Source organism: Phenylobacterium sp. (assembly GCF_044371015.1).
Classification (GTDB): Bacteria; Pseudomonadota; Alphaproteobacteria; order Caulobacterales; family Caulobacteraceae; genus Phenylobacterium.
Map to the genome: position 1 here is coordinate 1 of NZ_JBILUK010000109.1, position 10179 is coordinate 10179.

Annotated in this window: 12 protein-coding genes; 4 read left to right on the forward strand and 8 right to left on the reverse strand. The window is 68.7% G+C overall.

The genetic code is table 11. The features are described 5' to 3' along the window. Together ACIQ3R_RS10520 and ACIQ3R_RS10525 are read right to left on the reverse strand one after the other, a co-directional pair. Positions 1-446 (reverse strand): iron-containing alcohol dehydrogenase (locus ACIQ3R_RS10520; protein ID WP_397418184.1); only part of this gene is annotated, 446 nt, incomplete at its 3' end. Then, positions 443-991, reverse strand: coding sequence for a shikimate kinase (locus ACIQ3R_RS10525; RefSeq protein WP_397418186.1), 549 nt, complete (start codon positions 989-991; stop codon positions 443-445). The genes ACIQ3R_RS10520 and ACIQ3R_RS10525, both read right to left, overlap by 4 nt. A 66-nt stretch (positions 992-1057) precedes the next feature. Between ACIQ3R_RS10525 and ACIQ3R_RS10530 the strand changes: the two genes are divergently transcribed. Genes ACIQ3R_RS10530 through ACIQ3R_RS10540 form a run of 3 tightly spaced genes read left to right on the forward strand, consistent with a single transcriptional unit; the run spans position 1058 to position 4185 of the window. Further along, entirely contained in the window at positions 1058-2248 is a 1191-nt protein-coding gene (locus ACIQ3R_RS10530) for a hypothetical protein (protein WP_397418189.1), read from the forward strand. Further along, positions 2245-3183 (forward strand): tyrosine recombinase, encoded by a 939-nt coding sequence (locus ACIQ3R_RS10535; RefSeq protein ID WP_397418192.1) that lies wholly within the window; start codon positions 2245-2247, stop codon positions 3181-3183. The genes ACIQ3R_RS10530 and ACIQ3R_RS10535 overlap by 4 nt, the downstream gene beginning before the upstream one ends. Positions 3184-3231: 48 nt before the next feature. Next, the gene (locus ACIQ3R_RS10540; protein WP_397418195.1) at positions 3232-4185 is read left to right on the forward strand and encodes an acetyl-CoA carboxylase carboxyltransferase subunit alpha; all 954 of its coding nucleotides are present in this window, start codon (positions 3232-3234) and stop codon (positions 4183-4185) included. Positions 4186-4191: 6 nt separating this feature from the next. Here ACIQ3R_RS10540 and ACIQ3R_RS10545 read toward each other — a convergent pair whose 3' ends face one another. Both ACIQ3R_RS10545 and fumC read right to left on the reverse strand, forming a co-directional pair. Then, positions 4192-4440, reverse strand: a complete 249-nt coding sequence (locus ACIQ3R_RS10545; protein WP_397418197.1) for a hypothetical protein — start codon at positions 4438-4440, stop codon at positions 4192-4194. Positions 4441-4498: 58 nt separating this feature from the next. After that, positions 4499-5890: a class II fumarate hydratase gene (fumC, locus tag ACIQ3R_RS10550; RefSeq protein ID WP_397418199.1), complete on the reverse strand. Its 1392-nt coding sequence runs from the start codon at positions 5888-5890 to the stop codon at positions 4499-4501. Between the two features lie 81 nt (positions 5891-5971). On the opposite strand from fumC, the gene ACIQ3R_RS10555 reads away from it, so the two are divergent. Beyond that, positions 5972-6328 (forward strand): RusA family crossover junction endodeoxyribonuclease, encoded by a 357-nt coding sequence (locus tag ACIQ3R_RS10555; RefSeq protein ID WP_397418201.1) that lies wholly within the window; start codon positions 5972-5974, stop codon positions 6326-6328. Between the two features lie 77 nt (positions 6329-6405). Here the strand turns inward: ACIQ3R_RS10555 and ACIQ3R_RS10560 are convergent, their stop codons facing one another. From ACIQ3R_RS10560 to ACIQ3R_RS10575, 4 genes are all read right to left on the reverse strand, one after another. Beyond that, entirely contained in the window at positions 6406-6693 is a 288-nt protein-coding gene (locus ACIQ3R_RS10560) for a DUF1153 domain-containing protein (RefSeq protein WP_397418203.1), read from the reverse strand. Positions 6694-6862: 169 nt separating this feature from the next. Continuing rightward, positions 6863-8251 carry a flagellar hook protein FlgE gene (locus ACIQ3R_RS10565; protein WP_397418206.1) on the reverse strand — a complete coding sequence of 463 codons (1389 nt, stop codon included), beginning with the start codon at positions 8249-8251 and terminating at the stop codon, positions 6863-6865. 38 nt (positions 8252-8289) lie between these two features. Then, positions 8290-9009, reverse strand: a complete 720-nt coding sequence (locus tag ACIQ3R_RS10570) for a flagellar hook assembly protein FlgD (protein WP_397418209.1) — start codon at positions 9007-9009, stop codon at positions 8290-8292. Positions 9010-9011: 2 nt separating this feature from the next. Continuing rightward, a partial coding sequence (locus ACIQ3R_RS10575; RefSeq protein WP_397418212.1) for a flagellar hook-length control protein FliK occupies positions 9012-10179 on the reverse strand: 1168 nt, incomplete at its 5' end.

The following is a 10179-nucleotide window of genomic DNA, read 5'->3' on the forward strand; positions in this document are numbered from 1 at the left end:
GTGTCGATGGCGGTTTTGCCGCCGACCGAAGAGTCCACCTGAGCCAGCAGGGTGGTCGGGATCTGAACGAAGTCGACGCCGCGCTTGTAGATCGCCGCCGCGAAGCCCGCGAGGTCGCCGACCACGCCGCCGCCGAAGGCTGTGATGATGTCGCCCCGGTCCAGCTCAAGCGCCAGCAACCGGTCGGTCACGTCGGCCAGTCCCTCGAAGCTCTTGGTGCCCTCGCCCGGCGGCACGATCACGGGCAGCGCCGTGATCCCCGCCCGGTCCAGCGCCGCGGTCAGCCGCGCGCCGTGCAGGCCCCAGACCGTCTCGTCGCTGACCACCGCCGTGCGGCCGCGCGACTGGAAGGGCGCAATGCGCGCGCCGGCCTCATCCAGCAGGCCGGCGCCGATCCTCACCTCGTAGGCGCGCGCGCCCAGGCCGACAGGAACGGTGAAGATCATTCGACCGGCGCCCCGATATGCTCCGCGATCGCCTTCAGCACATGGTTGACGGTCACCTGATGCGCCGCGTCGCCCGTCTCCACGGTGATGTCGGCCTCGGCATAGATCGGGTAACGCACCTCGGCCTGCGCCTTCAACACCTCCATGGGATCCTTGCCGGTCAGCAGCGGGCGCGTGTCCTTGCGACCCACCCGCCGAGCCAGGACCTCCAGGTCAGCCTTGAGCCACACCGAGATGGCCTGCGCCTTGATCAGCGCCCGGGTCTCCGGATTCATGAACGCGCCGCCGCCCGTGGCCAGTACGTGTGGCGGACCCTCAAGAAGCCGCGCGATCACCCGTCGCTCGCCGTCGCGAAACGCGGCTTCGCCGAGGGCGGCGAAGATTTCCGGGATCGAGCGTCCGGCAGCGGTCTCCACCTCAGTGTCGGCGTCGCGGAACGGCAGGTTGAGCGCCGCGGCGAGCCGACGCCCGACGCTGGACTTGCCCACGCCCATCAGGCCCACGAGGGCGATGGTGCGGCCGCGAAGCGGTTCATAGCGATCCATGACGCGCCTGCGCTTACACGACCACGCGGCCTCGCGCCAACGCAGGCGCGTCGCTACATTGTCGGCATGTGGCGCATCCTGATCTTCACCGGGCTCCTGCTGTCGCCGACCGGCCCCGCCCTGGCCCAGGTGGAGGTGGCGCCGCTGGCGGCCCCCGACGCCTTCTCGACCCCCGCTCGCGACACCGGTCTCGGCGCGGACCTCTGGCGCGGAACGCCCGTCGAGACGGCCCGCGCGGTCCTGCCGCTGTTGGCCAGCCGCCCGCTGACGCCCGCCGCCCAGACCCTGGCCCGCCGGGTGCTGGCCACCGGCGCGACCGGTCCCGAAGGCTCAGCCGGCGACTCCGCCCTGGCCGGAGGCCGCGCCCAGGCGCTCATCGCGCTGGGCGACGTGCCCGGCGCGGCGCGGATCCTGGATCGCGCCTCCGGTCTGGAGCGCTCACCGGAACTGGCCCGGGCGGCGGCTGAGACGGCTCTGCTGACCGGCGATGCGCCGCGCGCCTGCGCCATCGCCCAGAACCTGGGTGCGGGGCGGGGCGAGACCTATTGGCTGCGGCTGCGCGCCTTCTGCCAGATGGAGGCCGGCCAGACCGCACAGGCCCAACTCACCTTCGACCTGGCCCAGACCCAGGCGCGCGACGCGGTGTTTGGCCGCCTGATGGGCGCGAAGTTGACGGGATCCGCGCCTGGCGCGGCATCGCTGCGCAACGGCCTGGACCTCGCCCTGTCGCGCGCCTTGGCGCTTGATCTCGCGCCGGCTCGCCCCTCGCCCGCCGTCGCCGCCGCGCTGACGGGCGCTGAGCCCTCGCCGCCGGTCGTCGACGTCGCCGCCCTCGACGTGACCCTGGGCGGAATCGCGGGCGCCATCCAGGCGGGCCTGCCACCGGCGGAGGCCGTATCGGCGCTGATCGCCGCGGCGTCCGAGGCCAACGCCGCCTCTCGCGCCAGGCTGCAGGGCGCGGCGCTGTTGGCCGCCGCCTTGCTGCCAGAGATTTCCGGCCCGGACCGCGCGCGCATCGCCGGGTTCTCCACGGTGGAAGGCCGGACCTCGCCTGGCCGGAGGCTCGCGCTCAACGCCGCGCTTGAGGGTCGCCGCGCCGGAGAGGTGGCTCTGCTGGTGCTTTGGACGGCCGCGGACGCCGGCGCGGCCGGACCGAACGTCTCGGATCGGGTCGCGCTCGTCCGCGCACTGATGCGCGTCGGCCTGCTCGCCGAGGCGCGCGCCTTCGCCCTCGAGGGCCTGGCGGCGCTGAAGTGAGCGCGGGCTGGGTCGAGGCCTTTCTGGAGATGATGTCCGCCGAGCGGGCCGCGGCGGCCAATACGCTCACCGCCTATCGGCGCGACCTGGAGGACCTTACCGGCTTCCTGGGTCGTCGGAATCGGACCGTCGGCGACGCCTCGGCCGAGGACGTGGAGGCCTGGTTCGCCGATCTGGGCGCGCGGGGCCTTTCGCCCGCCACGGCGGCGCGGCGGCGGGCGGCGGCGCGTCAGTTCTATCGATTTGTACTGGGCGAGGGCTGGCGGCCCGACGATCCTTCGCGGCGGGTTGATGCGCCGCGTCGGGGCCGGTCCCTGCCCCGTGTTCTGAGCCGCGAGGAAATGGATCGCCTGATTGCCGCGGCGGCGGCGCGGGACGGCGCCCAGGGCCTGAGGCTCGGTTGCATGGTCGAGCTGGCCTATGCCTCGGGCCTGCGGATCTCGGAATTGACGGCGCTGCCGCTGGCCGCCTTGGCGCGCGATCCGGCCTATCTGATCGTGAGGGGAAAGGGCGGCAAGGAGCGGCTGGCGCCGCTGAACGACGCAGCCCGCGCCGCGATACGCGCCTATCTGGAAGTTCGCGCCCGCTTCCTGCCGGCCGGGTCGAAGGCCAGCCCCTGGCTGTTTCCCTCGCGCGGCAAGACCGGACGGCTGACCCCGCGCCGCTTCGCCCAGATGCTGGACGAGGCCGCCGCCGACGCCGGCATCGATCCGGCCAAGGTGAGTCCGCACGTCCTGCGCCACGCCTTCGCAACCCACCTGCTGGAGGGCGGCGCCGACCTGCGCGTCGTCCAGACGCTGCTGGGCCACGCCGACATCGCCACCACCCAGATCTACACCCACGTCACCTCGGATCGGCTGCGCGAGACGGTCGAGACCCGCCACCCGCTGGCGCGGCGACGGCGCGAACTTGCGCCGAGAGGGGGCGAGCCCTAGGTTCCGCGCCTTCCGGGGCGCCCCACGCCTCTCACCACGGACATCCGGATGGCCGCGCACTATCTCGAGTTCGAGCGTCCGATCGCCGATCTCGAAGCCAAGATCGAAGAACTGTCCAAACTGTCGGGCGGCGGCGCCGCGGGCGCCCTGGATGGCGAGATCGAGGCCCTGCGAACCCGCGCCGCCCAGCTCCGCCGCGAGGCCTACGCCAACTTGGACGCCTGGCAGAAGACCCAGGTCGCCCGCCATCCTGACCGGCCGCACTTCGTCGACTATGCCGCCACCCTGTTCGAAGGCTTCGAGGAACTGCGCGGCGACCGCAGCTTCGGCGACGACCAGGCGATCCTGGGCGGCATCGCCCGCTTCCGCGGCCGCGCCGTGGTGGTGATGGGCCACGAGAAGGGTCGCGACACCGCCACCCGGATCAAGCACAATTTCGGCTACGCCCGGCCCGAGGGCTATCGCAAGGCCGTGCGCCTGTTCGAACTGGCCGAGCAGTTCCGCCTGCCGGTCATCAGCTTCGTCGATACGCCGGCCGCCTATCCCGGCATCGCCTCCGAGGAACGGGGCGTCGCCGAGGCCATCGCGCGCTCGACCGAAAAGGCGCTGATGCTGGCCGTGCCGATGGTGGCGGTGGTGACCGGCGAGGGCGGCTCGGGCGGGGCGCTCGGCATCGCCTGCGGCAACCGGGTGCTGATCCTGGAGCACGCCATCTATTCGGTGATCCCGCCCGAAGGCGCCAACTCGATCCTCTGGCGTGGCGCGCGCACCCCGGGCGAAGCGGCGCGGGCCATGAAGATCACCGCCAAGGACCTGCTGGGCATGAAGATCGTCGATGCGATCATCCCCGAACCCGCCGGCGGCGCCCACGCCGACCCTGAGGCCGCCATGGCGCTGGTCGGCGACGCGGTGGAAGCGGAATTGAAGGCGCTGGACGGCCTATCGGTCGCCGAACTCAAAGCCCGCCGGGCCGAACGCTTCTACGCCATCGGCCGAAACTAAGCCTACCTACGCCTCCGCGAACGGGTGCGGCAGCGGCCCGGATCGGAACAAGATCACCGGGTTCTCGTCATAGTCGCCCATCTCGGTGTCGGCGGTGGCCGAGAAGGCGACGACCGCCGGGCGCAACGGACCCAGGCGCTCGGCCTTGCGGCGGGCTTCCTCCGCCGTCTTGCAGCCGATCTGTTGCTCAGCCTTCAAAGACTTGCCGCGTCCCTGAACGTAGGACTGGATGATGTAGACGGTTTCCCTGGCCATGGGCGTTCACGCGCCGGTTCGGGGCCAGGGTCAATGGCCGTGCAACAGAACCGGTCGCTCACCCCGGGCTGATCATCTTCTCGGGCCGCACCCATTCGTCGAACTCTTCGTTCGTCAGGTAGCCGCCGCCGACGGCCTCTTCGCGGAGCGTGGTGCCGTTCTTGTGCGCGGTCTTGGCGATCTTGGCGCAGTTGTCGTAGCCGAGCTTGCCGTTCAGCGCCGTGACCAGCATCAGCGAGCGTTCAAGATTGGCCTTGATGTTGTCTTCCCGCGCCTCGGTGCCCACCACCATGTTGTCGGTGAAGCTGACCGCGCCGTCGGCCAGCAGGCGGCAGGACTGCAGGAAGTTATAGGCCATGACCGGGTTGAACACATTGAGCTCGAAGTGGCCCTGGCTGCCGGCGAACGCCATCGCCGTCTGGTTGCCCATGATGTGGGCGCAGACCATGGTCAGGGCCTCGGCCTGGGTGGGGTTGACCTTGCCCGGCATGATCGAGGAGCCGGGCTCGTTCTCCGGCAGGGCCAGCTCGCCGAGGCCCGCGCGCGGTCCGCTGCCCAGGAACCGCAGGTCGTTGGCGATCTTGAAAAGCGCGCCGGCCGCCGCGGTCAGGGCGCCATGGCTGAACACCATCGCGTCGTGCGCCGCCAGGGCCTCGAACTTGTTGGGCGCAGTCACGAAAGGCAGGCCGGTGATCTTGGCGATCTTCTCGGCCACCAGTTCGGCGAACCCGATCGGCGCGTTGAGGCCGGTGCCCACCGCCGTACCGCCCTGGGCCAGTTCGTAGAGACCGTAGAGCGTCTCATCGATCCGCCGGCGCGACATGGCGACCTGATGCGCGTAGCCGCCAAACTCCTGGCCGAGCGTCAGCGGCGTCGCGTCCTGGGTGTGGGTGCGGCCGATCTTGATGATGTGGTCGAAGGCCGCGGACTTCGCGGCCAGGGCGACATGCAGATGGGCCAGCGCAGGCAGAACGGACCGCACCACTTCCTCTGCCGCGGCGATATGCATGGCGGTCGGATAGGTGTCGTTGGACGACTGGCTCATGTTGACATGGTCATTGGGATGGACCGGCTTCTTGGAGCCCATCACCCCGCCCATCATCTCAATGGCCCGGTTCGAGATCACCTCGTTGGCGTTCATGTTGGACTGGGTGCCGGAGCCGGTCTGCCACACCACCAGCGGGAAGTGGTCGTCGAGCTTGCCGTCGATCACTTCCTGGGCGGCGGCGACAATGACCTTGCAGAGGTCCGGGTCGAGCTTGCCGAGCTCCATATTGGCCTCGGCCGCGGCGCGCTTGACGATGCCCAGCGCCCGGATCACCGGCTTGGGCTGCTTTTCCCAGCCAATCTTGAAGTTGCCGAGGCTGCGCTGGGTTTGAGCGCCCCAATAGACGTTGGCGGCGACCTCGATGGGCCCAAAAGTGTCGGTTTCGGTGCGTGTCGCGGTCATGATTGAGGTCCCCATTCAGCCCCAGAAGGGTTTACCCGCGCGACCGGAGACTGCAAGGCCGCCAGCCGCTATGAGGTGGAGGTGACCGATGACTGGACCCTTCACGGCAAGGTGCGCGCGCGGGAGGCCGACGGGCTTCTGGAACTCTGCGTCGACGGACTGACGACCCAGGCCAAGTATTACAAGCCCTTGATCTATGAGTTTTTCCGCAAGGCCTGGCGCGGATCACGGCCGGCCTGGGGCGACTACTCGGTCGAGATCGCGATGGAGTATGTGGGCGATGCGCCCTGGCTCGATCTCGATAATCTCGCCAAGGCGATCCTCGACGCCATCAAGGGCTATGCGTTCCATGACGACGCACAGGTGGCCCGGCTGCTGGTGGAGCGGCGCCCCGGCGAACGCGAGCGGGTCATCGTCACGGTTCGTCGCCTGGCTTGAAACGCGAACCGGCCGCGTCTCCGGGGAAAGAGGCGCGGCCGGCTGGGATGCTGAACCGGTTTGGTGGAGCTTTTGGCTCAGCGGTACTGTTGCAGCCTTGTGGTGCGCAGGCCTGCAAGGCCGTGACGCTCAATCGAGCGCTGCCAGGAGACGAACTCATCCTGGGTGATGCCATAGCGCTCCAACGCCTCATCCATGCTGATCAAGCCGCCGCGGACGGCGGCGACCACCTCGGCCTTGCGGCGGATGACCCAGCGCCCGGTGTTGGCCGGTGGCAGGTCATTGCGGGTTAGCGGCGCGCCCGTGGGCCCGATCACATAGACCTCGCCACGGCTGTTGGTGCGCGTCTGTTGTTGCTGAAGCATCGGCTTTCTACCGCCCCACGATCACTGAATGATCCGCAAGGTAGCCGCCCAGCCCTAACGTCGCTTCAATGGGTATGGTCAATGTAGTGTTAAGCATCGAGTCCCCCTGTGTATCAAATCAATACACATCGACACTAGTGTTCATACTAATTAACTAGGCGATATTATTCTATCTCTTGATGTTGATCAGCTCTTCCAACATCTGATCGGCGGTCGTGATAATCTTTGATGATGCTGAATAGGCTTTCTGAGTTTGGATCAGGCCGGTGAATTCCGCCGAGAGATCGACTGTGGAGGCCTCCAGACTAGACGGCGAAATCTTGCCCGCGCCGCCGACGCCGGCTTCTTTGACCACGAACTCGCCGGCCTCGATGGTCGGGCGATAGGCGTTACCGCTCACCTGGGCGAGGCCGTCAGAGTTGGGGAAGGTGGCGATGCCCACCTTGGCCACGGTGCGGATCTGGCTGTTGTCGTAGATCGCCGAAACGATGCCGTCGTCGTTGACCTCGATCGCCACGATGCTGCCGACGCCGGCGCCGTCGCTGGAGATGGCGTTGACGGTCGAAGTGGCCGAGTACTGGGTCACCTTGTTGAGATCGAGGTTCACTGTCTGACCCGCGAGCCCAAGGCTGTTGGCCCAGCGGGGCTGAGTCGCCGTCCCAGATGCGGCGAGCGGAAGAGTCGCCGGATTGCCCGCGGCGCCGAACAGTGTCGTGTTGGCCAGATCGATAGTGCCGTCCTGGTTGAAGAACACCTGACCTCGGGCGAGCTGGCCCGGGCGGCCCGCGACTGATACGTCGGTTACGGGGATAGCGTAGATTTCCGCGTGCCAGCGGTTTGGGTTGGCCGCATCATCCTTGAGGAAGGCCATGGCCACCTTCCGCGATCCACCGGTGGAGTCGATCACGTTCATCTCAATGACGAAGTCAGGTCGCGTGCCCGTGGCCGGGTCCGAGGCATAGTCAGCCATCGAGGCGACCGTCGTGCCGTTGTAGGCGGCTTCGCCGGCCGAGATGACGCCCGACTTGTTCAGATTTGCGCTGATCTCGACATTGCCCGTCGGAGCCACCGCCGCACCGAGATTCTTGACGTTGATCGAGTTCATCTTGTTGAGATCGGACGGGTTCACATCGAACGTCCCGTCAGCTTTCACCGGCCAGCCCTGCAGATAGAGCTTTGAGTCGTTGACCAGGAAGCCGTCAGCGTCGACGCTGAAGGAGCCTTGGCGGGTGAAGCTGCGGGCGTCGGCGGCGGTAAGGCCCGCGCCCTTGGTCGAGACCACAAAGAAGCCGTCGCCGGAGATCGCCAGATCGGTGGCGGAGCCCGACGCCTGGACCAGGCCCTGCTGGCTGACGAACTGGCGCGCCACGCCCTGAACACCGCCAGCGGAGTACTTGCCCTTCACCGCCTGGGCGGTGACCACATTGGCGAAGTTCACCTGATTGCGCTTGTAAGCCACGGTGTTGACGTTGGCGATGTTGTCGGAGATCGCCGCCAGCGCCGACGAGTTGGCCACCAGCCCGGAAACGCCGGCGAGCATGGCTGAATTGATGCTCATGGTTTGGGTCCGTTCCTGTCGTTAAAGGGCGCGGCCGGTCAGGCCGCAGGGACGGGCGGCGCCTGGCCGCCCGTCGTGTTGGAGGACGTGATCACAGGCTTGGGAGCCTCGCGGATCAGGGTGATCTTTTCCCAGGGCACCTGGGCGCCGTTGAGGGTGACAAGCGTCTGGCCGTTGACCTGCTGCACGCCGGTGACCACGCCCTGGGCGATCACCTGGCTGGGCACCGTTGCGCCGCTGGAGTCGGTGGCGGTAACGCGCAGGGAATAGACCCCGTCCGCCATCGAGGAGCCTGACGCGCTCTTTCCGTTCCAGGTGAAGACGTGTTCGCCGGCCCCAAGTCCGCTTGGCGCGAGCGTCTGGACAATGCGGCCCCGGGAATCGAGCACCTCGGCCTTGAGGTCGGAAGCCGGGCGATCAAGCTTGTAGACCCACTCGGCCTTGCCGCCGGACAAGGCGGCTACATTGGCGTCGGCCCGGACTTCCTTGCCGATCAGGCTGACCGCCGTGGCGACGCCGGAGCCGGTGTTGGTGACAAGCTTTTCCAGCAAATCGTTGGTGAGCAGTTGCTGCTCCACGCCGGTCATCTGCACCAGCTGAGCGGTGAACTCATTGGAGTCGAGCGGCGCCAGCGGATCCTGGTTCTTGAGCTGGGTGGTAAGCAGCGCCAGAAAGGTGTCGAAGTTCTCGGCCAGCCGCGTGCGGCCCGTGGCCGAGGCGGAAGTTGCAGTGGTCGCGGCGACGGCGTCGATGGCCATGGTCAGATCCTCAAATCCAGGCCGGCGTTGACCCCTTGGCGGAGGCGAAGCGCGCCTTGCACGGCGCTATCTGCGGCGCCGATCGCGCTATCCAGCGCGGCGCGGAAGGCATGTCCCCGAAACGACTGGCCGCCTTGTTCGGCGTCCTGCCACGCCTGCTGGCCCCGACCGCCGCCGTCACGCGCGACATCGAAGGTGAGGCCGCCCGAGAGATCGAAGCCCGCCTGCTCCAGCGCCTGTCGCAGTTCGTTGGAGCGCGCCTTCAGGTCCTGAGCGGCCTGGGGATTGTCGAAGGTCATGGCCGCGGTCATCCGGCCATGGGCGCCGATCTCAATCCGCACATCGACCTTGCCGAGGCCGGCGGGATCCAGTTCGACGTCGAACCGCGTCGAACGACCCTCCAGCTTTTTGAGGATGTGGGCGGCCAGGTTGGCCACGGTCTCCGGCGCGCCGCGCACAGGCGCGGTGGCGGAGAGCGACGGCGCAATGGCGGCAGCGTCGGCAGTCGCGGCGTCAATGGGCATCGGGGCGATCGGATCCTCGGAGTCCGTCGCCGCCGTCGAGATATCGATACGAGGCGGCTCGGCGCCGGTCGGGACCGCGGCCTCAGCCGCCTGGACGGGGCGTGGCCCGGCCGCGCCATCGGCGATCCGCCGACCCGCGCCGGGCGGGGCGACGTCGACGCCATCAGCAGCGCGGGCGCGATCCGACTTCCCGGCGCGCGGCGCGGGTTCGGCGCGCGGAGGCGCGACCAGCGCGGCGGTGGTCGTCGCCGGCGGCGTCGCCGTCGTCGCCTGGATCGTTGGCGCCGGCTCCGGCGGCCCCGGTGGCGATGCGGCCGCGATATCGGAGTCAGGCGTGCTGGCGGCGGCGGGCGTCGCAGACACGTTGGCGGCCGGCGTGGGAGGGGCCGATGCAACGCGTCCCTGACGCGGTGGTTCGCCGGGCGCGGGTGACGACAGCGAAACAGCGCCGGCCCCGTCGCCCTTTGGCGCCGAAGGGGCATCCGGGGAGTCTTCGGTACGCAGGAAGGCGGCGTTCGGCGACGCGTTGGCCAGGGCCGTCGCGGCCGGCAGACCCGCCGTCTTGTCGCGACCCCATGCGGGGGCAGTATGCGAACCGGCCGCCGACGAAGCCTCGGACGAGGTCGGAACCTGCACGAGCGCCGGT